Below are 26,316 nucleotides of genomic sequence, written 5' to 3' on the forward strand. Positions count from 1 at the left end.
TTTTTAATCCACTAACCATTCCGGCTTTATTTGTTCAGGAGAAATTTCATTGATATTTTCCTTATAAAACAAAATATGGGTTTCTGATTTATTTAATGGTCTCCAATGAGTAAAATTTTCTATACCATCTCCATAAAGAGCAATTATTTTTTTATTCAGACCGGATGCAATATGCACCGTTGCTGTATCAGGTGAAATAATAACTTCTGCAGTCCTAATTAACTCAATAGTATTAAAAATAGTCTTTGTTGGTGGTACATAAACACCTTGATATTTTTTTGATATTGAGCTTAATTCCTCAAAAACATCGGGATAACTAAGTAATATTAGAGGTTTACTTGGTATAATTTTTTTTAGATATTCAATATATCTTATTATATTATCGTAACTAATTTTTCTTGAATTAGCGGCCCCAAAAAAATTAATTGCAATATAATTTCTAATTTCATTCTTATCCAAATATGTCATTATTTCATCTTGTGATGTTTGATCGAATGGTATGTCATAGCTATCATCATCAACTTTAAACCCTACCATTTCTAGTGCAGTTTTATATACTTCAGAAAAATGCTGAGGAGTTTTAATATTTATATTAAAAAGCTGATAACTCTCTTTCTGGTAACCAATATAATACTTAGCATTAATCAACCGTAAAAGCAAAAGATCTCTGTTTCTTATTAAAACTGTCGGATCAACCACAATATCATATTTTTCTTTGCTTAAACTTATTCCACATTTTATATAATCTAATATATTACGTTTTTTTACATAGTAAATATGATCAATATATGGATTTTTCTTGTATAAATAAGCATCTTTTTTTGTGCAAACAATTCCTATTGTTAAATCATTCTTTTGCTTTTTTAACTCACGAAAAACAAATGAGCTAACAATATAATCTCCTATTTTTCCATCCTGTCGTAAAAAAAGAATTTTTTCAGGTGATATTAAAAGGGATTTATAATCACTTTTTCGATCAAGGATATATTTCCCCAGAAACAGGCGAATTTTTTGTAAAAATAATTTTATTTTCATACACAATTTTCTTCCAAATAATGTTTAAGCCAGTTAATTGCTTTGGAAAGTTCAAAATTTTCAGTCAAATTAGAATTTGTCCCTACATCATTTTTAGTTAAAACTTTAAAATGAGGCGTACTTGGCAAAAGTAATGGCTCCCACGTTCCCATATTCGGCATACTTTTAGCAAAAAAACTTAATAATGGTTTTTGAAATGCACATGCAATATGCAATGCACCACCATCAACAGCAATCACAAAATCTGCACTGGCAACCAAAGATAAATATTCACTTAATGACATCTTAGGCGATAATCGAATATTTAAATTCGGACAATTTTGTTTAAGCTCTTGATAATACTCTTGAGATAATTCTGTATAACTTAAAATAATATCTATTTCTTCAGCCTTTTCTATAATAGACTGATTAAGTAATACCACTAATTCATTGGCAGGAATCTTACGTTTACTGCCATAAGGACATAATAGCAATCTGTATTTACCCGATTTCCATATATCTGATACTTTATCATCATGTTCTGACTGAGTTTTTAAAATACTATATTCAATAGATAAACTATTATTAAGATTAAATCCTGAGTTTAATAAATAATTACTTAATTTCTCACTAGCTTCTTGTGGATAATAGAAATTATAATTTTTAACATTATCCAAATTGTAATGATTTTTATGATACTTTCTAAAAATTGCAATATATTCAGGATTAATAATCCTGTCCATTAGTAGAGAAGATGTATTAAAATTATTTTCAAAATCAATAACTAAATCCCATTTTTTATAATTTCTAATATAATCTACTAGGTTCCTATAAATATAACAATCAACCAATTGAGAATGCTCATAGATTATTTTATTACCAGAGGCAACCACTACTCCAATTTTTGCATTAGGATAAAGTTTCCTAAGCTGATTGATATGTGCCGTATGAACTACAGCATCACCGATCGCCCAGCCAAGAGGACGAATGAGAATAGAGTTAATTACTGCAGAATGTAAAACTTTATCATCCAGAATATGGCGTTTTTCCAATAAAGAAAGAATTAATTTCTTGAAGATTTTCATTACGCTGAATACCAATCAGTTTATTTATATCTATTCTCAATCTCATCAATTTCTGAAATATGCCCACCAAAAACACAAGCAGGTTCTACACCATAAGCGTGAATATTTGTCATTTGTAGCAAACCAGTTAAAAAATCAGATGGCAAGCGAACTGGATAAGCAAATTTAAGTAATTTCTTAGCTCCTTCTTGAGTAATTAAATAAGCAGTCGTTCTAATAATAGAACGTTTAGAGTTTTTTGAAGGCTTTAAATATCTTGCTAGGCGATAACGCTCTACTAAATTTTTCATAAATGGAAATGCTTTTGCCTTACCGTGATCGAAAAAAATAATTTCTCTACGATATGGTACTTTTTTTAATACATCCGCTAAAATTTGCTTAAAATAAAGAGATACTATCGCATCATCTTCCAAAATAATTGCTTCTGGAATATTATTATCGACAATATACTCATACATTTTTATATGGCTTAATGCACAACCTATTTCTCCCAATGTCAATGGCTTTCTTGCCGCATACTTTTGCGGATAGAATTCAAAATCAACTTGGTTGAGCTGTTCTTGTGTAAGCTCTTTACCATATACTGCGTCAAAAAATTGAAACTCTAACCCTAAGCTATTTAGTCTTTCCGAGATTTCTTTTCTGCGTGAAGAATTTTTTAAACTGATGATAAAAATAGGGGGGAAATTATTCATAATAAATTAGTCCTTATTAACAGTTTGCGATAATATACGTGTCATATCAGCAATAAATTTAGGCATATTATGAACTTCTTTAATATATTCTACCGCCTCTAATACCAATTTAGTACGTTTCTCATCATTCCGCATTATCTCTCTGACAGCATTTACATAAAGTGAAACGGATTCAAATCCATCACCTAAAACAGTACCAACATCCACACCAAATTTAGCTGTTAAATTTTCAGGATTCTGATTACTAACTAATAAAGTTCCATAAGATAACGCTTCCAAAAATGAAATCGGTAATGCTTCGTGAATAGAGGTATTAATTAAAATCTTTGCATCTTTTAGATACTGATCTTTTACTTCACCATCTACGTGGCCAACAAAATGTAAATTTGGAACATTCTTATATTGATTGATAATTTCGGAATTTCTCTCTGCATCATAGAATGTTTGCCCTAACATATAAAAATTATATTCAGGGCATTTTTTAGCTATCTCACAGAATAACCAACCCCTCTTAACTGATTCAATACGCCCTAAGAAAATAATAATGTCTTTTTTAGGATAAGTAGTTACATCAAATTGCTCATCAATTTCAATCGGATTTGGCAAATAAGTAATCTCTACATCGTCATCTAAGCGATAGAGTTCTTTAGCTTTATCATTTAAAAAATATCCTTGAGATACAAATTTGATTCTATTTTCCTTATAAAGTTGATGTACATTATCATAGGCCTTTTGATCATAATAGCAGGGCTCAGGAAACAGTTTTACTGTATTAATTTCATCCCAATCACTTAATGGTCTAGGGTCTTGAATCCAAAAAATTAATTTTTTCTCTTTATTTGGCTCAATCATTATAGGTAGATCAAAAGTAGTCTCAATGCTTAAGTAAGCATCGTAATTTTGACTTTTTAACCATCTTTTTGCAAACCATTCTTTTTTAGGTATCTCATAGACATTGACGCCATCAACATTATGCTTTCTAGCAAACATACCAAAATTTCTTGATGTGGTTTTTAGTAGAACATCAACTTGTACATTATCATTATTCAAGTATTTAGCAATCAATCTACGCGCTAAAAAACCATATCCACCAAACCCTGTACCTAAAGCTCCAAAATATTCATTAATAAGTAGTGCTACTTTAAATTTTTTCATTATTAATTCCTGTCATCTGATAAATAAGTGATAGAAATTTTCTTTTGATTTCAAACTCACTAAATTTTTTAATATGAATATTCATATTATTTTTATAATAATTGATTTTCTCTTGTTCCTCTAGTAATACTAGAGTTTTGTAAATAAATTCCTCTTTATTTCCCATTTCAACAAGCTCACCACATCTTCCATTATCTAAAATTTCTCTTGGTCCTGTTGGACAGTCCATTGCTACTACTGGAGTATTTAAAATTATACTTTCAAGTAATACCGTAGGTAAACCTTCTCTTTCTGAGGTGTGAAGAAATAGCTTGGCATTTTTTATGTAAGGATATGGATTTTCTATTTCACCTAGTAAATAACAACTTTCTTGCAAACTTAAGTCATTAATTAAATTTTTTAAATTATGGAATTCTGGTCCACCACCAATAATTAATAATTTCTCTTTTCTACCACTATTAGCCAACCGACTAAAAATAGTAATCAAATCTGAATGTCTTTTTATTTTATCCAATCTGGCGACTTGTACTAAATAACCAAATTCATATTCAACTGGAATGCTCTCATTAGATAGTTTAAGTACTTTATTCACTTCTATTGGATTAAATAAAACTTCTATTTTATCAGAGGGTATAAAATCAATTAACTGCTTTTTCATATCCTCACAAATTGTAATAACCTTATGGTATTTATTTAAAATATTTATATCTTTTTCTCTGATATTATTATCTATTGCCAAATGCTGCCATCTAATCACGGGGCACGTCAATTCTTCAAAAATGATATAAGAATCAAAATGGTTACTAAAATTAATTATAATATCATACTTTCCTTTTGAGATATAATCCATCAAACTTTTCCGTTTAACCATTTTCTCTTTAAAATTAAAGAATTTGTATTTAATCTTTTTTAGCCAATTTTTATTTCTTTCAGCATATAAATTTTCTTTATATGAACAGTAGTGATTATTAAACAAATAATCAACACTCATACCACTTGGAATTAATCGATGAAATACATTATTTTCTTTATCATAATCAATAAGTATATCTATATGGAGATTTTTTTCATCTTGCAATATTGATAGATAGTTTACTAGAATCCTTTCTATCCCCCCCATAATTAACCACTTATGTAAAAATAATATTTTCACTTACATTCCTTAATTGTAATAATTATATAAAATTACGCTTATGTTTAATATGGCTTTGAATATTTCTCTCCGCATCTTTCTTATCCCAAACTTGTAATTCCCAAGGGTAATAAAAGTTGCTCGCATTTTTAAAATAAATATGAATACCAATATATTCTTCTTTATCTCGTAAATACCAATTTTTCAAACCATACTTTTCTTTCCATTCATCTAAATTATCCATTACTTGTTGAATAGTTTCACTATCAACAATCATTCTTGCACCAAATATATCATTTAAAATACTATTTACAGGATAACCTTCGCTACGTTGATTAAACCGTTCAATTTTATAAAGAATAGACTCTGAAGTTTTTACTCGATAAAAATAATGGGTATCATATAAATCAGCACGGTATAAATAGTCATTAATAGATTCGTGTAAATTTAGTCGATACGCTAAAATATGTTCTACAGGAACTTTGGCTAGTGTATGTTTGAGATTTACTTTTTCAATTTTACCGGATTCAAAATAATCTAGTGAAAAAGCTAAATGTACTTTATTAATTTCATCAATTAATTTCTCAACTTTTGCTAACATATCTAATCAACCAATTTTAAATAGACAAAACCCCGCATTTGCGGGGTTTGCAATAATTAAATTATTTTGTGCTTGGGATGCTGAAACGTTTGTTAAAGCGTTCAACACGACCACCGGTGTCAACAACACGTTGTTTACCAGTGTAGAACGGGTGGCAGTTACCACATACGTCTAAGTTTAAATCTTTACCTACTGTTGAGCGGGTTTTAACTACATTACCGCAAGAACATGTTGCAGTAATTTCTTTATATTCTGGATGAATATTTTGTTTCATTGGGGAACCTCATAAGAAGCCATATCGCCACCTATCTTGTTAGACTCTCTACCGCTGATAGGTACCATATGTGATTAATAAAAATTGAGCATTTGCTCAACGCCTAAAAAGAGTGCATATTCTAGATAAATTTGTAGCCGAGATCAACCATTAAATACAACTGTTATAAAGATTAGAAAGTCATTCTCTTAAAATTAAAACAGTAAATCCTATGACAAAAAAATCAAAAACAATCACAATAAATCATCATATAATCACATTTTTGTGAGATAGATCACATTTTTTATATTTAGATTTTTTGAGTTTTTCTTAAAAACTGGTTAGAATCAACGGACCAATTTTCTCACATTTATATACAACATTCTTTACTAGGAGTAAACACATGGCAGAACGTAAAAAACTTGCAAATGCAATTCGTTTTTTAAGTATGGATGCAGTACAAAAAGCTAACTCCGGGCACCCTGGTGCACCAATGGGTATGGCTGATATTGCTGAAGTTTTATGGCGTGATTTTTTAAAACATAACCCGACTAATCCTAAATGGGCAGATCGCGACCGTTTCGTTCTATCAAACGGCCATGGTTCAATGCTAATTTATAGCTTACTTCATTTAACTGGCTATGATCTTTCTATTGAAGATTTAAAACAATTCCGTCAATTACACTCTAAAACTCCAGGCCACCCTGAATATGGCTATGCTCCGGGTGTTGAAACAACAACTGGTCCTTTAGGTCAGGGGATTACCAATGCAGTAGGTATGGCTATTGCAGAAAAAACACTTGCTGCACAATTTAACCGCGAAGGTCATGAAATTGTAAACCACTATACCTACGCATTCTTAGGTGATGGCTGTTTAATGGAAGGGGTATCTCATGAAGCATGCTCATTAGCCGGTACATTAGGTTTAGGCAAATTAATTGCATTTTATGATGACAACAATATTTCAATTGATGGTCACGTTGATGGTTGGTTCACTGATGATACTGCACAACGCTTTGAGTCTTATGGCTGGCAAGTTATCCGTAATGTAGATGGTCATAACCCTGAACAAATCAAATTTGCAATTGAGAATGCGCAAGCAGAAAAAGAGCGCCCAACCTTAATTATTTGTAAAACAATTATCGGGTATGGCTCACCAAATAAATCAGCATCTCATGATTGCCACGGAGCACCATTAGGTGATGCAGAAATTCAAGCTTCTCGTGAATTCTTAGGTTGGGAACACGCACCATTTGAAATCCCGGCAGATATCTATTCAGAGTGGGATGCAAAAGGTAAAGGCACTTTAGCTGAGAAAGATTGGAATGCAAAATTTGCAGCCTATGAAGTCGCCTATCCTGAATTAGCAGCAGAATTCAAACGCCGTACTGCAGGTGAATTACCGGCAAATTGGGAAGCAGAAAGCAAAGCATTTATTGAAAAATTACAGGCAAATCCGGCAACTATCGCAAGTCGTAAAGCATCACAAAATGCAATTGAAGCTTACGCTCACATCTTACCTGAATTCTTAGGTGGTTCAGCAGACTTAGCAAGCTCAAACTTAACATTGTGGTCTGGGTCAAAACCAATCCGTGCCGATCACAATGTAGATGGTAACTACATCAACTATGGTGTGCGTGAGTTTGGTATGTCAGCTATTATGAACGGTATTGCTTTACACGGTGGTTTCATTCCTTACGGTGCAACATTCTTAATGTTCTATGAATACGCTCACAATGCAGTTCGTATGGCGGCATTAATGAAACAACGTGCATTATTTGTCTATACTCATGACTCTATCGGTTTAGGAGAGGATGGTCCAACACACCAACCTGTAGAACAAACGGCTTCATTACGCTTTATTCCAAACTTAGAAACATGGCGCCCAGCAGACCAAGTGGAGTCAGCGGTTGCTTGGAAAGCAGCGGTTGAGCGTAAAGATGGTCCAAGTGCATTAATCTTTACCCGTCAAAACTTGGCTCAACAAGAGCGAAATGCTGAGCAATTAACCAACATCGCTCGCGGTGGTTATATCTTACGTGAATGTTGTGAAAAAGGTGGTTGCCCGGATTTAATCCTCATCGCAACAGGTTCAGAAGTTGATTTAGCAATGAAAGCAGCAGATGTATTAGCCTCTGAAGGTGTGAAAGTACGTGTTGTTTCAATGCCAAGCACCAACGTGTTCGACAAACAAGATGAAGCTTATCGTGAATCAGTATTACCTCGTTCAGTAACCAAACGCGTTGCAATTGAAGCTCAGCTATCTGATTTCTGGTACAAATATGTTGGCTTTGAAGGTCGTATTGTTGGTATGAATAGCTTTGGTGAATCAGCACCTGCTGACCAGCTATTCAAACTTTTCGGCTTCACTGTTGAAAACGTGGTAGCTAAAGCAAAAGAAATTTTATAATTCAGTTATAAAATAAAAGCGGGAACTTAATTCCCGCTTTTTTGTTGTTTACAAGCGGTCATATTTGCAAAAAAATTTGTAAATATGACCGCTTGGATTATAAAGTTTCTGCTTGTGCTAGAATTTTCTCTTGCTCAAGAGCAAGTTTTTCTAACTTTCGTTGTTCTCTTCTTTCTTCATCAATCGCTTCCCAAGCATCATAGGCTTGTACAATTTTAGCCACCACTGGATGGCGAACAATATCTTTGCTATCGAAGAAATTAAAGCTCAGTTCCGGCACATCTTTCAACACCTCCATTGCGTGTTTTAATCCGGATTTTTGGCTACGAGGTAAATCTACTTGAGTAACATCGCCCGTAATTACCGCCTTTGAATTAAAGCCAATACGGGTTAAGAACATTTTCATCTGCTCGGTCGTAGTATTTTGGCTTTCATCTAAAATAATAAAAGCATCATTTAACGTTCGCCCACGCATATAAGCAAGTGGAGCAATTTCAATTACGCCTCGTTCCATCAGCTTTTGTGCTTTTTCAAAACCCAGCATTTCAAACAGAGCATCATATAACGGACGTAAATAAGGTTCGATTTTTTGCCCTAAATCACCGGGCAAGAAACCTAATTTCTCGCCAGCCTCAACCGCTGGACGGGTCAGCAAAATACGTCGAATTTCTTGTCGTTCCAACGACTCCACCGCAGCAGCCACCGCTAAAAATGTTTTACCTGTACCGGCAGGTCCAATACCAAAACTAATATCATGGCTTAAAATATTACGCAGATAGGCTTGTTGATGCTCACCTCGCGGCTTAATAACACCTCGTTTAGTCTTAATTGATATCTCACCTTGTATGCTGGATTGCCACTGATTTTGCAATAACATTCGGCTTTCTTGAATAGCAAGATGCACATCTTCTAAATCAAGTTCTTTAATTTTGCCTTTAATAGGGGCAGTTTCATTATAAAGCTGCTTGATTAGTTTTACGCTGTTTTGAATCAAGGTTGCCGAATAATGGTTTTCATCTGCCGATTGCACGGTGAAGTTAAATCCTTGACGCGCAATAATCAGATTAAAACTTTTTTCAATTAATGCCAGATGCTCATCAAACGCTCCACATAAAGACTGCAAACGTGCGTTATCTTGTGGTTCTAAGCTAAATATAATTTCGTTCAAAATGATACCTTTTAAAGCTTACCAAAACTCTCTGGGATATTCACTGAGAGTTTTTTCCAAATTTCACTGCTTGACTGACGATTTTTTGCCATACAAGCGGCGGCTTTTTCATGATCTTTTGCAATACAAGCTGCTAGCAATGTACGATAAAAACTAAGAGTTAAGTGACGGTTATTTTCATCAGTAAAGAAGATTTTTGCCACTTGATGATACATTGATTTAAAACTGTTTAAAATCAATGCATAAACAGGCTTATTGGCTAAAAAGGTAAATTGCCTAAATAAAGCGTAATCAAATTCGGCATAAGCTTGGGCCGTATTTTCTAAACACTCTAACTCAGAAAATAATTTGATACACTCTTCAGGTTCATACAAGACAGCTTCAGGGATATAAGCCTCAGCCATACGTGTACGCAAAGATACGACATTTGCAATAATAACTGGTAAATAATTTTTATCTAATTTAATGATAGTACCAATAATATTAGGTCCGGCTGTTTCCCATATATCATTTACTCTTGTTGGTTTACCATGCTGAATATTCAGCCAACCTTCACGAGCTAAGCGCTGTAAAACCTCACGTAATGTTGTTCTTGTAACCCCTATACGCTCTGCCAAATCTCGCTCAGCAGGCAAATCAGAGCCTGCCGGGAAATGGTTACTCCAGATACTTTTTACAATGTATTCTTCTGCCAGTGCGGCCGGGCTTTGAGCCCTTAAAATATCGTTTTTATCCATAGATAACATCCAAAAGAACATAACAAAATTATGTTTAAATCTAAAATTTAACTATTCTTTATCTAGAATCAATTATATAACTAAAAAATCTAATATGGCTATTATCCTTTAATCTAAACTAGATTACAATGCAATATCGATTTACAATTTTTGAGGTTTTACATGAGTCATATTGATACTCTTTTTAAAAGTTTTTTAGGTAAAAGCCCAGAATGGTACAAACTGTGTATTTTGGCTTTTTTAGTCATTAACCCTCTCATCTATTTATTTATCAGCCCCTTTGCTGCCGGCTGGTTTCTCGTTGCAGAATTTATTTTTACACTAGCCATGGCATTAAAATGCTACCCCTTACAACCGGGCGGATTGTTAGCCATTGAGGCTGTTGTTATCGGCATGACTTCCCCACACCACATAAAGGAAGAAATTATAAGTAACTTTGATGTAATCTTGCTCTTAATGTTCATGGTTGCCGGTATCTATTTTATGAAGCAACTTCTGCTTTATATTTTTACAAAATTATTAGTTGCAATTCACTCCAAGAAAATCCTATCGCTTGCTTTCTGCTTAAGTGCAGCCTTCTTATCAGCATTCTTAGATGCTTTAACCGTTATTGCGGTGATTATCAGTGTAGGAACAGGCTTCTATGGGGTCTATCATAAAGTCGCCTCAGGTAACAGTTTTGAAGACTCTACCGATATTACTAATGATGAAAAAATCCTCACCAACAAAGAAATTTTGGAGCAATTTAGAGGTTTCCTAAGAAGTTTATTAATGCATGCTGGGGTAGGGTCAGCCTTAGGTGGGGTTATGACAATGGTTGGCGAGCCACAAAATCTGATTATTGCCTCCCAAGCAGAATGGGGATTTATAGAGTTTTTACTACGCGTTTTACCTGTTAGTTTACCTGTTTTAATTTGTGGCGCAGCTACTTGTTTTATTGTTGAGAAATATAAAATATTCGGCTATGGCGACAGATTACCACGCAAAGTTTGGGTAGTTCTTGCTCGTTACAATCAGCTAAAAGAGCAAAAAATGTCTAAGCAAGATCGCTTTAAGATGTTAGTTCAAGCAATTGCCGGAGTGTGGTTGATTATTGGTTTAGCACTACATCTTGCCGATGTAGGCATTATTGGTTTAACTATTATTATTATCTGCACTGCATTCTGTGGTATTACTGACGAACACACTCTAGGTAAAGCATTCCAAGAATCCATGCCTTTTACCGCATTGCTTATTGTATTCTTCTCTGTAGTTGCTGTCATTATTGACTTAAAATTATTCGAACCAATTATTAGCTTTGTCTTATCCGCTGAACCACATTCGCAACTCTCACTGTTCTATATCTTTAACGGTTTACTCTCTATGATTTCCGATAACGTGTTTGTTGGTACAGTTTATATCAATGAGGCAAAAACAGCATTAGATTCAAGCATCATCAGCCGAGAACAGTTCGATTTAATTGCTGTTGCAATTAATACAGGAACAAACTTACCTTCTGTAGCAACACCAAACGGTCAGGCTGCCTTCTTATTCTTGCTGACTTCCTCGTTTGCGCCGTTAATTAAACTCTCCTACGGTAGAATGGTTTATATGGCATTACCTTATACTATCGTTCTGTCAATTATTGGATTCTTATCATTGGAATTCTTGCTTCCATCATTAACAGAGATGATGCTCAATTGGGGGTGGATAGTAATACGCTAGAAGGTAGATAATCTACCTTAAATCAGGTAGAATGCTTTAGCTTTATAAAACGAGGAACACGCTATGCTCCATTACTTTAAAAATCTGTCCCTTTCACGCAATGCTTGGTTTTTACTGACATTAAGTTGCATTTTGCTTGAAGGTGTTGCCCTTTATTTCCAACATGGTATGGGGCTTGTTCCTTGTGTAATGTGTATTTATGAACGGGTTACTTTATTTGGCATTCTATTTGCCGGTATTTTAGGTTTTATCGGCAACCGTTACGCAATTCTTCGTTGGCTAGCTATTCTTATTTGGCTTGGTAGTGCATTAAAAGGATTTACCCTTTCACTCAAACACCACGATTATCAAGTGAATCCATCACCTTGGAATCAATGTGAATTTAAAGTGGATTTTCCTCAAACATTACCCCTTGATAAATGGCTACCGGATGTTTTTGCTCCAGGCCCAGTGAATTGCAGCCAAAGCCAATGGGAAATGCTAGGATTTTCAATGGCACAATGGCTTATTTTTACCTTTGCAATCTATCTTGTTTTAGCAGCACTCTCCTTGGTGAGCCAGTTCAAACGTAGCCAGCAAAAACAACATTTTATGTTCCGTTAATCATTTTACAAGCGGTAAGATTTTGTAAAAATTTTGCAAAATCTTACCGCTTGTCTATTTTATAAGAACAATCCTATAAGGAAATATAATGTCAAACTATAAAAATCTTTCCACCAAACTTGTACATACAGGACGTAAAAAACGCTATACCCAAGGAGCTGTTAATAGTGTAATTCAACGTGCTTCCTCATTAGTTTTTGATACTCTTGCAGATAAAAAAACAGCTACTCAAAACCGCTATAAGGGGGCATTATTTTATGGTCGCCGTGGCACACTAACTCATTTTTCATTGCAAGAAGCAATGTGCGAATTAGAAGGTGGCGCGGGTTGCTACCTCTATCCTTGCGGAGCTGCTGCAGTAACGAATGCTATTTTAGCGTTCGTTTCACAAGGCGATAACATCTTAATGACTGGTGCTGCCTACGAACCAACTCAAGATTTTTGTAATGTCGTATTAAAGCGAATGGGGATCTCTACTACATTCTATGATCCAATGATCGGTGAGAATTTACGTAATTTGATACAGCCTAATACTAAAGTATTGTTTTTAGAATCACCGAGTTCATTGACAATGGAAATACCCGATATTCCTAGCTTAGTCAGAGTTGCACGAGAAGTGAACCCCGATATTATCATTATTATCGATAATACGTGGTCTGCTGGCGTGCTATTTCCTGCTTTAAAATATGATATTGATATTTCTATCCAAGCTGGAACCAAATATTTAGTCGGCCATTCCGATGTGATGATTGGTACAGCAGTTGCGAATGCGCGCTGCTGGGATCAACTACGAGAGGGCTCCTATCTAATGGGGCAAATGGTGGATGCTGATTCCGCCTATACTACAGCACGCGGGCTACGCACTTTAGGCATCCGCTTAAAACAGCACGAACAAAGCAGCATTGTGATTGCGAAATGGTTGGCAGAACGGCCGGAAGTTAAAGCCGTTTATCATCCTGCCCTCTCTAGTTGCCCCGGACACGAGTTCTTTCAACGTGATTTCCTAGGCTCAAGCGGTCTATTTTCCTTTGAACTTTACGAAAAGCTATCCAACGAAAAACTAGCTCAATTCTTAGAACATTTTGAGTTATTTTCAATGGCATACTCCTGGGGCGGATTTGAATCCTTAATTTTAGCCAACCAACCGGAAGAAATCGCTCGTATCCGCCCAGCAATTAATCGCAAATTAACCGGTACATTAATTCGTATTCACGTAGGTCTGGAAGCGGTGGAAGATTTAATTGAGGATTTAGCACAAGGGTTTGAACGAATCAAATAGCTTGTGAAACACTTATAAAAAATGCCCGATTTTATCGGGCATTTTTACTTTTTTATAACTATAAAGAAGTTAATCTTCGCCCCAAACTTCTTTAGCAATTTCTTCAACGTGGCGAACTTTTGCCCATTGCTGAGCTTCGGACATAATATTACCCTCTTCCGTCGAAGCAAAACCGCATTGTGGGCTTAAACAAAGCTGTTCTAACGGTACATATTTTGCAGCCTCTTGAATGCGGGCTTTGATCTGCTCTTTATCTTCCAACTCGGGGAATTTAGAGCTGATTAAGCCTAATACTACGCGCCCTTTATTATTGGCAAAATGCTTTAACGGTTCAAATCCGCCTGAACGCTCATCATCATATTCTAAGAAATAGCCATCATAATTGGTTTGACCGAATAAACCATCCGCAATTGGATCGTAAGCCCCTGTTAATAAATAGGAGGATTTATAGTTACCACGGCAAACATGGGTAGTAATAGTCATGTCTGCCGGCTTATCTGCCAGAATAGCTTGAATATTTGCCACTGCCTGAGCTTTATCTGCTTCAAATGTCGGTTGCTCAAAGTTATTACATAAGGATCCCCAATAAACATCATCAATCTGTAAATAGCGACACCCCGCTTCATAAAAGGCTTTAATCGCCTCTTTATAAGCTTGCTGTACATCTTTAGCAAATTCCTCACGCGTCGCATAAATACCATGGTCCCATTGAATCGGATACATTAACTGGTTCGGGCTTGGAATCGTAAATTTTGCTACTGCACGACCGCCAACAATTGCATTGAATTTTTTGAAATGCTCGATAAACGGATGGCTTGGATTCCAAGAAACTTTGCCACAACAACGAGTATTATATGGGCGAACTTCAACGCCTTTAAAAGCATAAGCTTTTTCCGGCACATAGCCCTCAATGCCATTCAGATTTTCTAAGAAATCAATATGCCACCAAGAACGATGGTACTCACCGTCTGTTACCACTTGAATTCCTGCATCTAGTTGAGCTTGCACTAATTTTTTTACTTCTGCTTCTACAATTTCATCACGCTCTTCAAGGGAAATTTGACCTGATTTGTAATCTGAATGTGCTTTTTTCCAAGCATCTGAACGCAAATATGAACCCACGGTATCCGCGTGGAAAGGTAATGTTTTGTTTGCCATAATCTTCCTAATTAATGTACGTTAATATGATGTTTTTATCCTAAGTGAATTAAGCTGGATGAACAAGATAAATTCCTCAAACTAAGTTGAAAATTATCTGACTTTACGATGAAAAAATTTCATCTAGATACCATACTTTTCACGGTATTCACGCATTTTTGGCAAATAAGGAGCGTATTGTGGCGATTTTTCAATAAAGGCAACTAAATCATCAAAGTCCACAATGGAAAATACTTCGCAGTCATAATCACGTTCAACTTCTTGAATTGCAGAAAGTTCGCCTTTGCCCTTTTCTTTACGGTTTAACGCAATTAATACACCGGCAAGCTCGGCATTGTTTGCATTGATAATTTCCATTGATTCTCGAATTGCCGTGCCGGCAGTAATCACATCATCCACCAATAAAATTTTGCCTTTGAGAGGTGCGCCGATTAAATTGCCCCCTTCGCCGTGATCTTTCGCTTCTTTGCGGTTAAAACAACAAGGCTTATCCACATCAAATTGGTTGGCTAAAGCCACAGCAACAGTAGTTGCAATCGGAATGCCTTTGTAGGCAGGACCAAACAGCACATCATAATCAATGTTTGAAGCTTGAATTGCTTGTGCGTAATATTCCCCTAATTTGGCTAAATCACGCCCGGTGTTGAAAAGCCCCGCATTGAAGAAATAAGGGCTGATTCTGCCTGATTTAAGGGTAAATTCACCAAATTTCAGCACATTACGGCTTAAAGCAAATTCGATAAAGTCATGTTTGTATTGTTGCATATCTTTTTTCCTGTTCTGACAAGCGGTTATTTTTAGCAAAAATTTTACTTACTACGCTCGCTCCTCTGAGCCATTAGCAAAGCCATGATTCAAATGTAAGCATTTGTACAAATTACTCAGGTGTAATCCATTCTAGCTTCCACGAGCCTGTCCCCTCCGGCACTAGTACTTCGGTTAAATAAGGCAGAATATTTTTCATCTGTTGCTCAAGCTGCCAAGGTGGGTTGATTATAATCATTCCGCTTGCGGTCATTCCTCGCTGATCACTATCTGGACGAATTGCTAATTCAATTTGTAGAATTTTGCGAATGCCGGTTTCCTGTAAACCACGCACAATACGTTTAGTATGTTGGCGTAATACCACCGGATACCAAATCGCATACACGCCGGTAGCAAAACGTTTGTAACCTTCTTCAATCGCTTTTACCACCAGTTCATAATCTTCTTTTAGTTCATAAGGAGGATCGATAAGCACAAAGCCACGTCGCTCTTTTGGCGGTAAAGCAGATTTTAATTGTTGGAAACCGTTTTCACGTTTGGTTTGCACATTTTTCGCTTTAGCAAATTCCTGGCGAAGAAGTGGAAAATCATTCGGGTGCAGTTCGGTTAAAATTGCTCTATCTTGCTCACGTAATTGCTGCACCGCCAATAATGGCGAACCGGCATAGTATTTTAACTTTTCGCCACGGTTGCTTTTTTTCAGCTCATTAATATAAAACGCTACGTCTTCAGGCAAATCATCACGTTCCCACAGGCGAGCAACACCCTCTAAATATTCCCCTGTTTTTTCCGATTCCGCACTTAACAGGCTGTAACGACCACCCCCCGAATGGGTATCAAGATATAAAAATCCTTTCTCTTTTTCTTTTAATGAACGCAAAATCAATAGCTGAACAATGTGTTTTAGCACATCAGCGTGATTTCCTGCATGGAAACTGTGGCGATAACTAAGCATAATCTTCTCTTTTCTAGTAAAATGGTGGATATTTTAACGTATTAACCCTATTTAGACTATGCAAAATTTCAAAATCGAAAACGGTTGCCTTACCAATCAAAGGCAGGTATCCTCGCCTCATTTCAGCCAACGTCCGAATGAAAATGATATTTCACTGCTGGTTATTCACTACATCAGCCTACCACCGGAAGAATTTGGAGGGGATTTTATCGATCGCTTTTTCCAAGGTACTCTAAACCCAAGCATCCATCCCTATTTTGAAGAAATTAAAGAGTTGAAGGTATCAGCCCATTGCTTAATTAATCGCAAGGGCGAAATTACCCAGTATGTGAACTTTAATGATATGGCGTGGCACGCCGGTGTGTCTTGCTTTGACGGGCGAGATAAATGCAATGAATATTCTATCGGTATTGAGTTGGAGGGCAGTAACAATCAGCCGTTTACTAAAGCTCAATATCATGCTTTAGCCAAACTGACTAAAGCGATTCAAAAAAGCTATCCGCAGATTACTGATGAACGGATTACAGGGCATAGCAATATTGCCCCGGAACGTAAAATCGACCCTGGGCAATATTTTGATTGGGAATACTACAAAAGCCTACTGAAATAATTAAAAATCCGGATCTGCAGTAAAAGTCATCCGTTCACCTGTAATTGGGTGAGTAATAGTGAGCGATTCTGCGTGTAGGCACAAGCGAGGAGATAGGCTTTTTGCCAGCGGATTAGCATAAAATTTATCGCCAATGATGGGATGTCCTAATGCCAAACTATGCACTCGTAACTGATGCGATCGCCCAGTAATAGGTGTTAATTTTACACGAGTCGTATTATTGGCATTATGTGCTAGAATTTCATAATGAGTAATGGCTTTCTTGCCTCGCTCATAACAAATTTTCTGGCGTGGGCGGTTTTCCCAATCACAAATTAAAGGAAAGTTCATCTCACCTTTATCGCCCACTTTATCGCCTAGCTTGCCCCAAAGTAACGCAATATAGTGCTTTTTTGGCTCACGCTCACGAAATTGACGTTTTAGCTCTTTTTCCGCCGCTTTGCTTAATGCGAACAATAAAATCCCGCTGGTTGCCATATCCAAACGGTGAGCAGGCTCAGTAAAACCATATTTTTTCTGAATGCGAGTCATCGCACTGTCAAAATATTCCGGGCGATTGCCCGGCACCGACAGTAATCCACTCGGTTTGTTAATCACTAAAATATGATTGTCCCGATAAACCTCCTCTAAAAAAGGCTCAAGCGGTGGGTTATATTCAATTAATGCCATATTATTTATCTTTAATCTACTCTTTATTACTCACAATCACACGCAAGCAGTCTAAACGGTAATTTGCGGTTTCAAGCTGTGCTAAGGTTTCATTTAGTTGCTGCTCCAAGGCTTCCACTTCATCGGCTCGAATGTTTTTATTTACCATTTTCAGCGATTCCAAGCGGTGTAATTCTGCTTTTAATTTGCTATTTGCCTCAAACTTTGCCGAATCAATAACCTCTTTTGCCAGACTAACAACAGCTTTTTCACTTGCTTTAATCAATTTTTCAATATCAAGACGTGCCATTTTCGCAATTTTATTTGCCATCTGCTTATTCATCGGTTTTAGCTGACGTTCAAGGGCTGTAAATGACACCTGCGGTGCAATATTATTACCTTTATTATCCATCAAAATCCGAATAGGCGTAGGCGGCAAGAAACGGGTTAAATTCAACCCTTTCGGAGCTTGGACCTCTACCACATAAATGGCTTCTAACAGTAATGTACCTGCTGGGAGCCCTTTATTTATCAACAAAGAAATCGCAACTTTACCGATATCACCGGAAGTGATTAAGTCAATACCATTTCGGATCATAGGATGATCCCAGGTTAAAAACTCTACATCTTCACGCATTAGGGCCAATTGGCGATCAAAGGTAATAGTCGTTCCTTCCTCTGCAAGCCCGGGGAAATCAGGCACAAGCATGTGTCCTGTTGGACTAATCACAATGCTCTTTTCCCCTAAATCTTCTTGCTCAACCCCAATAATATCAAACAAATTCAACGCAAAATTTACCAAGCTTGGATGATTGTCTTCTTTAGCAATTTCTTGTGCTGTTTGTTGGGCAGCCTCACCACCATTAGAATTTAATTCCAGCAAACGATCTCGCCCTTTCTCTAATTCTAATTTCAAAGTCTGCCGGCGTTTTGCGTTTTTTGCTAAAAATTCATCAAATTCTAAGCGGTCCGGATTATTGATAAATAATCCCAATTCATTGCCAAATTCTAAAAACAATGCTGTCCCTATCGGACAAGTTTCTTCAAAAGCATTTAAGCCCAGGTGATACCACTGAGCCAAAATTTGTTGTGCCGAATGGTTAAAACAAGGCACATAAATTTGGATATTACTTTTTTGTCCGATGCGATCTAAACGTCCGATACTCTGTTCCAATAAATCCGGATTATCCGGTAAGTTAAACAGCACTAAATCTTTAGCAAATTGGAAGTTTCTCCCTTCCGATCCAATGCTTGAACTAATTAGTACCTGCGCTCCCTCTTCTTGTTGAGCAAAGTAGGCGGCTGCTTTATCTCGTTCTACAATAGACATTTTTTCGTGGAAAACAGCAGAACGAATTGCTTCACGCTCACGTAAAACCTGCTCTAACGCTATTGCAGTATCGGCTTGTTTACAGATCACTAAGACTTTTTCATCACGATGATTTTTTAAGAAGGTAATCAGCCACTCAATACGAGGATCAAACTCTACCCATTTCGCATTTGGGTTCATTCGCTGGAATAAACATTCCGGGTAAAGCAAATCCTTTTGGTTAATGGTTCCCATCATCGCCATTACCTTTAACGCATTCGCATACTGCTTTGGCATTTCAAGGCTGATTTGGTGATATTCACGATGCGGGAAGCCTTTTACACCTTGACGGGTATTACGGAATAATACTCGGCTGGTGCCGTGGCGGTCAATCAGCTCACTAATAAGCTCTTGACGGGCTTGCAAGCGGTCATTTTCATCCGATTTTTTGCTATTAATAGCACGGAACATCGGCTCGGTATCTTGCTCGCTTAGTAGCTCGGAAATCGCATTTTGTTCATCATTACTGAGCGGTTTATCATTGAGCAATGTTGCTACTGCATCTGCTACCGGCTGATATTGAGCTTGCTCGGCAACAAAAGCTTGGTAGTCAAAAAAGCGATCGGCATCTAATAATGCTAAACGGGCAAAATGGCTTTCTTGTCCTAATTGCTCCGGCGTTGCTGTTAAAAGTAGTACAGACGGAATCTGCTTGGCTAGTTGTTCAACCAGCTGATAAGCTTGAGAAGGTGCATTTTCCGACCATTCCAAATGGTGAGCCTCATCCACAATCATTAAATCCCACTCTGCCTCAATTAGCTGCTTGGCTCGAGCAGGAGTGGTTTCCAGCCAATTAATCGAAGTGATCACCAATGATTCACTCTCAAACGGATTTTCACTTACATCCTCGCCATCTTCATCTCTTTTATCGAAATCGCCGCAGCGTTCCTCATCAAAAAGAGAGAATTTAAGATTAAAGCGGCGAAGCATTTCTACTAGCCATTGATGTTGTAAACTTTCCGGCACAAGCACAAGAACCCTTTCCGCTCGCCCGGAGAAAAGCTGCTGCTGTAAAATCATTCCGGCTTCGATAGTTTTGCCTAATCCGACTTCATCGGCTAACAACACACGAGGCGAAAGACGCTGTCCCACTTCTTTGGCAATATGAAGCTGGTGGGGAATGAGGCTCGCACGAATACCACGTAAGCCACGTAGAGGCGATTGGTATTGCGCCTGTTGATGTTCCAACGCTCGAAAACGTAATGCAAAACGATCACTTCTATCAATTTGAGCGGAGAATAATCTATCTTGCGGCTTGCTAAAACTGATTTTATGATCAAGCAGCATCTCAGGTAGCACAGCTTCTTCGTTATTATCTACCCGTTTACCTAAATAAATAACGGCACCTTGATTTTCAACCACATCGCTCACCTCAAGCTGCCATCCGTCAAGGCTGGTAATTCGGTCCCCAACTTGAAATTGCACACGAGCCAAAGGCGCCACTGAAATAGCATAAACACGCTCTTCCTCTGCTGCAGGAAAATGAAGCGTTACTGTACGGTTATCTACCGCCTTTACAATGCCTAAACCTAAATTATTTTCTGATTCACTTAGCCAACGTTGACCGACTACAAACATCCTTTTCCTCTAAATAGTAAAATGTCATTATTGTTATTTAAGTTGGTATTTTATCAAATTCTCTTATTATCCCGCTCGACTATTTTTGCAAAAACGCGACAAACGCTTGAGGTTTGAACGTTGACTCTGCCAACCATTACTATCGGCGAACAATAAAAAGACCGCTTGTAAGCTGATAGGTTATCTTACAAGCGGTCATTTTCGGTTTTAATTTTGCAAATTATTTTTTAGCATCTAACTCTGCTTTATATTCAATATGGTTGCCTTTAATTTCAATATCGACATCCAACTCTTGTGTTCCACGTTTGAATTTTAAATCTGCATCGTCATTATTAATTTTAGATTCCAGTACGGTGAAACCTTGGCTTTTAGCATGATCTGTCGCTTTTTCGGCTAACCCACGCACATCCTTACCTTGTACTTTGTATTCTACCTCAAATTCACCATCTGCTTGGCGTTCAGATTTTACGACATCGCCTTGAGGTTGATAAATTTCAGCCGGAATTGTATTACCCGCAAAAGCAGTTGCTGATAAAAATGGGGTCAAAATAACTAATGTTTTTGTGATCGCTTTCATTATAATCTCCTATTAAAAATAAAGCTTATAAATTAGACTTTGGCAAATCCGTTTAGTTCATTACAAACTATCGTAAAGTTTAAAAGCTTGTCCGTCAGACATGCTCGCCAAATAGTCACAAATCACCCTTGCACGCTTACTTTCGTGTGCATTTTTCCAACGTTCACGAATATTATTCGGCAATAATCTCATCGGATCACTGCTTAAAATATCAAACAGCTCCATTAAAATTTGTTGCCCTTTTCGCTCTACCCGCTGAGTTTTCACATCGCAAATAACATATTGATAGACAAAATCTTTAAGAATTTTCAGCACGCACGCTACATTTGCCGGCAAATAAGCATTATAACGAAGCAGAGGCTCGTCAAATTCCGGCAGCTCTAGCCAGCGTACATGAGTAATGAAATGATTTACCAAAGCCCCAATCACATCCTTACGTTCATAGCGATGCTGAGAAAAGAGCTTTTGGCGAATCTCCACAAGGCGCTCTTGTACCCAATCCGATTGACATTCAGCCAGTAATTTTTCTGCATTTTGCCAAGATTGCGGCGTAACCATTCCGCCCACAATTGCATCTTCCAAGTCGTGCACACCGTAAGCAATATCATCGGCTAATTCCATAATACTGCAATCAAGCGATTTATAACGTGTTTTATTCGGCTGGTTCGGATCTTTATTCGGCTCGACCGAACAAAACTGCATTCTATCTTTTTCGCTTAACGGTTTCAGTACCCATTCAAAAAAATGCTTGTCGTCATCATAAATCCCTTTACTTTGCGGAAAATGGTGCAAGTTAATATGGCGGGCATCTGTAATCTCAGGCTGCTTAACAGGCGAAGTTTTTGATAACAACGCCGGATATTTAATCACTCCCAACACGGTGCGGCGAACCAAGTTCATGCCCGCATTTTCAGTGTAAGGCTCCAGTTGGGTCATAATGCGAAAGGATTGAGCATTGCCCTCAAAGCCGCCAAAGGCATACATTTTATAGTTCAACGCCATTTCGCCACCATGCCCAAACGGTGGATGCCCGATATCATGAGCAAAGCAGAGAGACTCTATTAAGCTACTTGAAGGCAACAGCGCATTTAAAATTTCAGGATCCATTGCCACATTCGGCTCAGAGCAAACTGCTTGGAAGCCTTTCCAATCCGCTAATAATTTTTCCCGTAAGCTATTGCCGATTTGTGCGACTTCTAACGAATGGGTTAAACGGGTGCGGTAAAAATCATCCTCCCCCACTGCATGAATTTGGGTTTTGGCTTGCAAGCAACGAAAGGCTTCCGAATGCAGAAGCCTCGCTCTATCGCGTTGAAAAGGCGAGCGGTGATCTTGCTCTCGTTTTTTATCACTCAAATAGCGTTCAATCCAAACTGATGAAATCATATTTACTCCCATTTTCCCCAAAAGGCTTTTCTTATATAATACACCTATTTTTGACTATTTTATCATCTTAAATGGCTATTTTTTATTCTGAAAAATCTGCAAAAAAAGCAACAAAACCGACCGCTTTACAAAGTGTAAAAATTCAATCTTTGGATTATCAAGGCTTAGGTATTGCCAAAATTAACGGCAAAACATGGTTTATTGAAAATGCCCTGCCTGATGAACAAGTCGAATTCAAAGTCATTGAAGAAAAACGCCAATATGGGCGTGGACAAGCGGTCAAAATTCTAAAGAAATCTGCAAATCGTACAATGCCAAGCTGCGAACTTTACAGCAAATGTGGTGGCTGCCAAATGCAGCATATTTCGCTTGAATTGCAACGTGAAGCAAAGCAAAACGCCTTATTTCAATGCCTACAAAAATTGCAGGCAGAACAAATTACCTTCCAGCCGATGATTGCAGGCAATGATAAAGCCTACCGCCGCCGTGCAAAATTGAGTATTGCGATCCAAAACGCTAAATTGGCAATGGGCTTTCATTTGCAAAATTCCAACCAAATCATACCGCTTGTAGATTGCGAAGTACTGGTCGAGCCGCTCTCTCAACTCTTACCGCAACTACAACAATTAGTCGCAAATTGGCAACATAAGAAAAAATTAGGGCATATTGAGTTAGTCAATGCCGATAATACTACAGCACTCTTTTTACGCCATTTAGGGCAATTATCACAACAAGATCGTGAAAATTTACTGCAATTTGCTAAGCAAAATTCTCTGTCTGTTTTTCTCATGTGTAAGGAAAATCAGCTCGAACACCTGTACGGTGAGCTGCCTTATTATGAAATTCAAGGCTTAAAGCTACACTTTTCCATTCGGGATTTTATTCAAGTAAATGGCTCCTTAAATGAAAAAATGGTGGTAAAAGCCCTTGAATGGCTGGACTTATCTGAAAACGATAGAGTGCTAGATCTGTTCTGCGGTATGGGAAATTTCACCTTGCCGATTGCAAAAACCGCTAAGTCAGTAGTGGGGGTTGAAGGCGTTGAGCCAATGGTGGAACAGGCTCGCTTAAATGCCACTGCAAGCGGTCTAAAAAACGTGGAATTTTACCAAACCAACTTAGATGAACCTTTTTCTGATAAGGCTTGGGCGAAAGAACGTTTTGATAAAGTGCTGCTTGACCCGGCACGCAATGGGGCGCTATTTTGTTTAGACCACCTTGCCGCCCTCAATCCCGAGCGGATAGTTTATGTGTCTTGCAACCCTGCTACACTCGTGCGTGATGCGGAAAAACTACTGCAATTCGGCTACCGCTTGGAAAAAGTGGCAATGATTGATATGTTCCCGCACACAGGGCATTTGGAGTCTATTTCGTTGTTTCGGAAATAATGCTTACTGACATTTTGCAAAATTTCGACCAAAAATAACCGCTTGTAATATAGCCGTAGGGTTGGGCCTTACCCCACCCTACTATTTATTTTTCTGATAGCAAAGCAAATAATAAATCACACCGGCGGTAATGGTACATAATGCCATTGCATACAGCATTGGGGCTTCGCTGGTAATGGTGATATGTGAAAGCCCTGCCCCCACGAGCGAGGCAATACCAAAACGAGCAGTGCCGGCAACACCGTTTGCCGTGCCTGCCATTTGTGGATAGCGGTCTAAAATCGCAGCTGAGGCATTACTGCCAATGGTGGAAAGCATTCCAATATAAAACGGCACGCCTAATGCCATCGCCCAGAAGCCAAGCTCAAACATCGCAGTTAAAGCAAGCCAAATACCGCCTAGCACTTGTAACGCTAAAGCAATTTGTAACATTCTTTCCGAGCCGACTTTTACCACCATTTTGCTGTTGATGGCGGTCATTATTACCATTACCACCATATTTAAGCCGAAAAAGTAGCCAAAATATTCCTGCGAAATGCCATAAATACCAATATAAACAATTGAGCCTGACGTGAGAAAACAGAAGATGCCGGCAAAGGTTAAGCCACCAATAAGGACATAACCCAAGGTCGGTTTATGTAACAAAAGTTCAGAGAAATTTTTCAGACTTTTGCCAAAACTAAGCGGTAAGCGTTTTTCTACAGGCAAAGTTTCGGGGATTTTCCAGCTTATTAACGCTACGCAAAGCAGCCCCATTGCTACCAACACATAAAAAATCGAGTGCCAGTGGAAATATTTCGCCACATAACCACCGATAATAGGGGCAAGTAATGGGGCAAGCATTGAAATAATCATAATTACCGACATTAATCTGGCAAACAGATTTTTCTCGAACAAGTCCCGCACTAATGCCCCCAACACAACTGCCGGTGCAGCAGCACACAAACCTTGAATTAAGCGTAGCAGATAAAAGGTTTCTATATTTTCCACTTGAGTAAGAAAATAAGCAGCAATCGCTGAGCCTATCAGCCCGATTAAAATAATCACCTTTCGACCAAAGCTGTCTGCCATAGGCCCCCAGAAAAGCTGCCCGCAACCGAAGCCTAAAGTGAATACCGCCAAGGTAGTTTGTACCTTTTCTTGCGATACCGCTAAATCTTTAGCGATATCCAAAAATGAGGGCAAGTACATATCAATCGCCAAAGGCGGTAGCATTGCCATCATCCCTAAAATGATAAAAAAACTGGGTTCGGGTCTTTTATTTTCCATTAGAAACTCTCAATTTCGGCTTGTGTGAGGGAGCGAAATTCGCCCTCGTTCAAATTTTCATCTAACACGACATCGCCAATTCGCCAACGGTGTAAAGCCTCGACTTTATTACCTAAGGCAGCAAACATACGTTTTACTTGATGATAGCGCCCTTCACTGATAGTGAGATTAACATTGTAATCATCTAAAATTTCAAGTTGAGCCGGCAAAGTCGGCTCTTTTTCGCCACGCAGCAAAATGCCTTCCGCTAATTTTTCTGCATAAAAATCTTCTACAGGATCGGCAAGTGTTACCAGATACGTTTTCTCGCAATGGTATTTGGGCGAGGTAACACGATGCGACCATTTTCCATCATCGGTTAATAACACTAACCCTGTGGTATCCACATCTAATCGTCCGGCAGTATGTAATTTGCTCATCAACGGATAGTCAAAAAAATGGAATACGGTTGGATATTCACCATCATCGTGCGAACAGATATAGCCTTGAGGTTTGTAGAGCATAAAATACTGTCCTTCTTCCATCCAATTTAAATGTTCACCTTGGTAGCAAATTTCATCCTCTTGGCTGATTTTTACTGCTCCACTTTTCTCAATATTACCATTTACGGTAACCTCACCGCTTTTCAACACTTTCGCCGCTTGGGAACGGGTTAATCCTGTATTTTCGGCAATAAATTTATCTAAACGCATAATATCTCTTAATACAAAAAGAAATAATAATGTAGGAGCGATTTTAACCCACTCACATTACAAATGTAGAACGATATTCAGGCAG

General features: G+C 37.7%; 24 protein-coding genes. 6 read left to right on the plus strand and 18 right to left on the minus strand.

Features of this window, described 5'->3' with window-relative positions:
• Positions 1 to 3 precede the first annotated feature (3 nt).
• The 7 genes from A4G16_RS05735 to rpmE all read right to left on the minus strand — a co-directional run bounded on the left by A4G16_RS05735 (position 4) and on the right by rpmE (position 5,956).
• Positions 4 to 1,035: a glycosyltransferase family 9 protein gene (locus A4G16_RS05735; RefSeq protein WP_165889080.1), complete on the minus strand. Its 1,032-nt coding sequence runs from the start codon at positions 1,033 to 1,035 to the stop codon at positions 4 to 6.
• The gene (locus A4G16_RS05740; protein WP_165889081.1) at positions 1,032 to 2,099 is read right to left on the minus strand and encodes a glycosyltransferase family 9 protein; all 1,068 of its coding nucleotides are present in this window, start codon (positions 2,097 to 2,099) and stop codon (positions 1,032 to 1,034) included. Before A4G16_RS05740 ends, A4G16_RS05735 begins: the two co-directional genes overlap by 4 nt.
• 20 nt (positions 2,100 to 2,119) lie before the next feature.
• Positions 2,120 to 2,794, minus strand: a complete 675-nt coding sequence (locus A4G16_RS05745; protein ID WP_165889082.1) for a glycosyltransferase family 25 protein — start codon at positions 2,792 to 2,794, stop codon at positions 2,120 to 2,122.
• Between the two features lie 6 nt (positions 2,795 to 2,800).
• Positions 2,801 to 3,949, minus strand: coding sequence for a glycosyltransferase family 4 protein (locus A4G16_RS05750; protein ID WP_165889083.1), 1,149 nt, complete (start codon positions 3,947 to 3,949; stop codon positions 2,801 to 2,803).
• Positions 3,936 to 5,102: a glycosyltransferase gene (locus A4G16_RS05755; RefSeq protein ID WP_165889084.1), complete on the minus strand. Its 1,167-nt coding sequence runs from the start codon at positions 5,100 to 5,102 to the stop codon at positions 3,936 to 3,938. Before A4G16_RS05755 ends, A4G16_RS05750 begins: the two co-directional genes overlap by 14 nt.
• A gap of 22 nt (positions 5,103 to 5,124) precedes the next feature.
• Positions 5,125 to 5,682, minus strand: coding sequence for a GTP pyrophosphokinase (locus A4G16_RS05760; RefSeq protein WP_165889085.1), 558 nt, complete (start codon positions 5,680 to 5,682; stop codon positions 5,125 to 5,127).
• Positions 5,683 to 5,743: 61 nt separating this feature from the next.
• Positions 5,744 to 5,956 (minus strand): 50S ribosomal protein L31, encoded by a 213-nt coding sequence (gene rpmE, locus A4G16_RS05765; RefSeq protein WP_027074319.1) that lies wholly within the window; start codon positions 5,954 to 5,956, stop codon positions 5,744 to 5,746.
• 382 nt (positions 5,957 to 6,338) lie between these two features.
• On the opposite strand from rpmE, the gene tkt reads away from it, so the two are divergent.
• On the plus strand, positions 6,339 to 8,345 hold the full coding sequence (gene tkt / locus A4G16_RS05770) for a transketolase (protein WP_165889086.1): 2,007 nt from the start codon (positions 6,339 to 6,341) through the stop codon (positions 8,343 to 8,345).
• A 97-nt stretch (positions 8,346 to 8,442) separates the two neighbouring features.
• Here tkt and A4G16_RS05775 read toward each other — a convergent pair whose 3' ends face one another.
• Positions 8,443 to 9,513 carry a PhoH family protein gene (locus A4G16_RS05775; protein ID WP_165889087.1) on the minus strand — a complete coding sequence of 357 codons (1,071 nt, stop codon included), beginning with the start codon at positions 9,511 to 9,513 and terminating at the stop codon, positions 8,443 to 8,445.
• A gap of 11 nt (positions 9,514 to 9,524) precedes the next feature.
• Positions 9,525 to 10,250: a fatty acid metabolism transcriptional regulator FadR gene (gene fadR, locus A4G16_RS05780; RefSeq protein WP_165889088.1), complete on the minus strand. Its 726-nt coding sequence runs from the start codon at positions 10,248 to 10,250 to the stop codon at positions 9,525 to 9,527.
• Positions 10,251 to 10,412: 162 nt separating this feature from the next.
• Here fadR and nhaB point away from each other — a divergent pair, with 162 nt between their 5' ends.
• From nhaB to metC, 3 genes are all read left to right on the plus strand, one after another.
• Positions 10,413 to 11,954, plus strand: coding sequence for a sodium/proton antiporter NhaB (gene nhaB / locus A4G16_RS05785; RefSeq protein ID WP_165889089.1), 1,542 nt, complete (start codon positions 10,413 to 10,415; stop codon positions 11,952 to 11,954).
• Between the two features lie 63 nt (positions 11,955 to 12,017).
• On the plus strand, positions 12,018 to 12,557 hold the full coding sequence (dsbB, locus tag A4G16_RS05790; RefSeq protein ID WP_165889090.1) for a disulfide bond formation protein DsbB: 540 nt from the start codon (positions 12,018 to 12,020) through the stop codon (positions 12,555 to 12,557).
• Between the two features lie 88 nt (positions 12,558 to 12,645).
• Positions 12,646 to 13,836, plus strand: a complete 1,191-nt coding sequence (metC, locus tag A4G16_RS05795) for a cystathionine beta-lyase (RefSeq protein ID WP_165889091.1) — start codon at positions 12,646 to 12,648, stop codon at positions 13,834 to 13,836.
• Between the two features lie 69 nt (positions 13,837 to 13,905).
• On the opposite strand, the gene A4G16_RS05800 is transcribed toward metC, so the two are convergent.
• From A4G16_RS05800 to A4G16_RS05810, 3 genes are all read right to left on the minus strand, one after another.
• Positions 13,906 to 14,994, minus strand: coding sequence for a 5-methyltetrahydropteroyltriglutamate--homocysteine S-methyltransferase (locus A4G16_RS05800; RefSeq protein ID WP_165889092.1), 1,089 nt, complete (start codon positions 14,992 to 14,994; stop codon positions 13,906 to 13,908).
• A 123-nt stretch (positions 14,995 to 15,117) separates the two neighbouring features.
• Complete coding sequence (gene pyrE / locus A4G16_RS05805; protein WP_165889093.1) at positions 15,118 to 15,759, minus strand: orotate phosphoribosyltransferase; 642 nt, start codon at positions 15,757 to 15,759, stop codon at positions 15,118 to 15,120.
• Between the two features lie 112 nt (positions 15,760 to 15,871).
• Positions 15,872 to 16,714, minus strand: a complete 843-nt coding sequence (locus A4G16_RS05810; protein ID WP_165889094.1) for a 23S rRNA (adenine(2030)-N(6))-methyltransferase RlmJ — start codon at positions 16,712 to 16,714, stop codon at positions 15,872 to 15,874.
• A gap of 58 nt (positions 16,715 to 16,772) precedes the next feature.
• On the opposite strand from A4G16_RS05810, the gene ampD reads away from it, so the two are divergent.
• The gene (gene ampD, locus A4G16_RS05815; protein ID WP_165889095.1) at positions 16,773 to 17,324 is read left to right on the plus strand and encodes a 1,6-anhydro-N-acetylmuramyl-L-alanine amidase AmpD; all 552 of its coding nucleotides are present in this window, start codon (positions 16,773 to 16,775) and stop codon (positions 17,322 to 17,324) included.
• Here the strand turns inward: ampD and rluA are convergent, their stop codons facing one another.
• The 4 genes from rluA to A4G16_RS05835 form a co-directional block, all read right to left on the minus strand.
• Entirely contained in the window at positions 17,325 to 17,993 is a 669-nt protein-coding gene (rluA, locus tag A4G16_RS05820) for a bifunctional tRNA pseudouridine(32) synthase/23S rRNA pseudouridine(746) synthase RluA (RefSeq protein WP_165889096.1), read from the minus strand.
• A 16-nt stretch (positions 17,994 to 18,009) separates the two neighbouring features.
• Positions 18,010 to 20,919, minus strand: coding sequence for an RNA polymerase-associated protein RapA (gene rapA / locus A4G16_RS05825; RefSeq protein WP_165889097.1), 2,910 nt, complete (start codon positions 20,917 to 20,919; stop codon positions 18,010 to 18,012).
• Positions 20,920 to 21,139: 220 nt separating this feature from the next.
• Complete coding sequence (locus A4G16_RS05830; RefSeq protein WP_165889098.1) at positions 21,140 to 21,496, minus strand: hypothetical protein; 357 nt, start codon at positions 21,494 to 21,496, stop codon at positions 21,140 to 21,142.
• A 60-nt stretch (positions 21,497 to 21,556) separates the two neighbouring features.
• On the minus strand, positions 21,557 to 22,882 hold the full coding sequence (locus A4G16_RS05835) for an anti-phage deoxyguanosine triphosphatase (protein WP_165889099.1): 1,326 nt from the start codon (positions 22,880 to 22,882) through the stop codon (positions 21,557 to 21,559).
• A gap of 71 nt (positions 22,883 to 22,953) precedes the next feature.
• Here A4G16_RS05835 and rlmD point away from each other — a divergent pair, with 71 nt between their 5' ends.
• Complete coding sequence (gene rlmD / locus A4G16_RS05840) at positions 22,954 to 24,270, plus strand: 23S rRNA (uracil(1939)-C(5))-methyltransferase RlmD (protein WP_165889100.1); 1,317 nt, start codon at positions 22,954 to 22,956, stop codon at positions 24,268 to 24,270.
• A gap of 81 nt (positions 24,271 to 24,351) precedes the next feature.
• Here rlmD and A4G16_RS05845 read toward each other — a convergent pair whose 3' ends face one another.
• Positions 24,352 to 25,539, minus strand: a complete 1,188-nt coding sequence (locus A4G16_RS05845; protein WP_165889101.1) for a Bcr/CflA family multidrug efflux MFS transporter — start codon at positions 25,537 to 25,539, stop codon at positions 24,352 to 24,354.
• Positions 25,539 to 26,231 carry a 16S rRNA pseudouridine(516) synthase RsuA gene (gene rsuA / locus A4G16_RS05850; RefSeq protein WP_165889102.1) on the minus strand — a complete coding sequence of 231 codons (693 nt, stop codon included), beginning with the start codon at positions 26,229 to 26,231 and terminating at the stop codon, positions 25,539 to 25,541. Before rsuA ends, A4G16_RS05845 begins: the two co-directional genes overlap by 1 nt.
• Positions 26,232 to 26,316 lie beyond the last annotated feature (85 nt).

The organism is Mannheimia granulomatis, from assembly GCF_011455695.1.
GTDB lineage: Bacteria > Pseudomonadota > Gammaproteobacteria > Enterobacterales > Pasteurellaceae > Mannheimia > Mannheimia granulomatis_A.

What these genes read in the sequence shown, in the direction of transcription:
- A4G16_RS05735 (WP_165889080.1), bottom strand. Translation starts at nt 1,035, where the DNA reads ATGAAAATAAAATTATTTTTACAAAAAATTCGCCTGTTTCTGGGGAAA.
- A4G16_RS05740 (WP_165889081.1), bottom strand. Translation starts at nt 2,099, where the DNA reads ATGAAAATCTTCAAGAAATTAATTCTTTCTTTATTGGAAAAACGCCAT.
- A4G16_RS05745 (WP_165889082.1), bottom strand. Translation starts at nt 2,794, where the DNA reads ATGAATAATTTCCCCCCTATTTTTATCATCAGTTTAAAAAATTCTTCA.
- A4G16_RS05750 (WP_165889083.1), bottom strand. Translation starts at nt 3,949, where the DNA reads ATGAAAAAATTTAAAGTAGCACTACTTATTAATGAATATTTTGGAGCT.
- A4G16_RS05760 (WP_165889085.1), bottom strand. Translation starts at nt 5,682, where the DNA reads ATGTTAGCAAAAGTTGAGAAATTAATTGATGAAATTAATAAAGTACAT.
- rpmE (WP_027074319.1), bottom strand. Translation starts at nt 5,956, where the DNA reads ATGAAACAAAATATTCATCCAGAATATAAAGAAATTACTGCAACATGT.
- tkt (WP_165889086.1), top strand. Translation starts at nt 6,339, where the DNA reads ATGGCAGAACGTAAAAAACTTGCAAATGCAATTCGTTTTTTAAGTATG.
- fadR (WP_165889088.1), bottom strand. Translation starts at nt 10,250, where the DNA reads ATGGATAAAAACGATATTTTAAGGGCTCAAAGCCCGGCCGCACTGGCA.
- nhaB (WP_165889089.1), top strand. Translation starts at nt 10,413, where the DNA reads ATGAGTCATATTGATACTCTTTTTAAAAGTTTTTTAGGTAAAAGCCCA.
- dsbB (WP_165889090.1), top strand. Translation starts at nt 12,018, where the DNA reads ATGCTCCATTACTTTAAAAATCTGTCCCTTTCACGCAATGCTTGGTTT.
- metC (WP_165889091.1), top strand. Translation starts at nt 12,646, where the DNA reads ATGTCAAACTATAAAAATCTTTCCACCAAACTTGTACATACAGGACGT.
- A4G16_RS05800 (WP_165889092.1), bottom strand. Translation starts at nt 14,994, where the DNA reads ATGGCAAACAAAACATTACCTTTCCACGCGGATACCGTGGGTTCATAT.
- pyrE (WP_165889093.1), bottom strand. Translation starts at nt 15,759, where the DNA reads ATGCAACAATACAAACATGACTTTATCGAATTTGCTTTAAGCCGTAAT.
- A4G16_RS05810 (WP_165889094.1), bottom strand. Translation starts at nt 16,714, where the DNA reads ATGCTTAGTTATCGCCACAGTTTCCATGCAGGAAATCACGCTGATGTG.
- ampD (WP_165889095.1), top strand. Translation starts at nt 16,773, where the DNA reads ATGCAAAATTTCAAAATCGAAAACGGTTGCCTTACCAATCAAAGGCAG.
- rluA (WP_165889096.1), bottom strand. Translation starts at nt 17,993, where the DNA reads ATGGCATTAATTGAATATAACCCACCGCTTGAGCCTTTTTTAGAGGAG.
- rapA (WP_165889097.1), bottom strand. Translation starts at nt 20,919, where the DNA reads ATGTTTGTAGTCGGTCAACGTTGGCTAAGTGAATCAGAAAATAATTTA.
- A4G16_RS05830 (WP_165889098.1), bottom strand. Translation starts at nt 21,496, where the DNA reads ATGAAAGCGATCACAAAAACATTAGTTATTTTGACCCCATTTTTATCA.
- A4G16_RS05835 (WP_165889099.1), bottom strand. Translation starts at nt 22,882, where the DNA reads ATGATTTCATCAGTTTGGATTGAACGCTATTTGAGTGATAAAAAACGA.
- rlmD (WP_165889100.1), top strand. Translation starts at nt 22,954, where the DNA reads ATGGCTATTTTTTATTCTGAAAAATCTGCAAAAAAAGCAACAAAACCG.
- A4G16_RS05845 (WP_165889101.1), bottom strand. Translation starts at nt 25,539, where the DNA reads ATGGAAAATAAAAGACCCGAACCCAGTTTTTTTATCATTTTAGGGATG.
- rsuA (WP_165889102.1), bottom strand. Translation starts at nt 26,231, where the DNA reads ATGCGTTTAGATAAATTTATTGCCGAAAATACAGGATTAACCCGTTCC.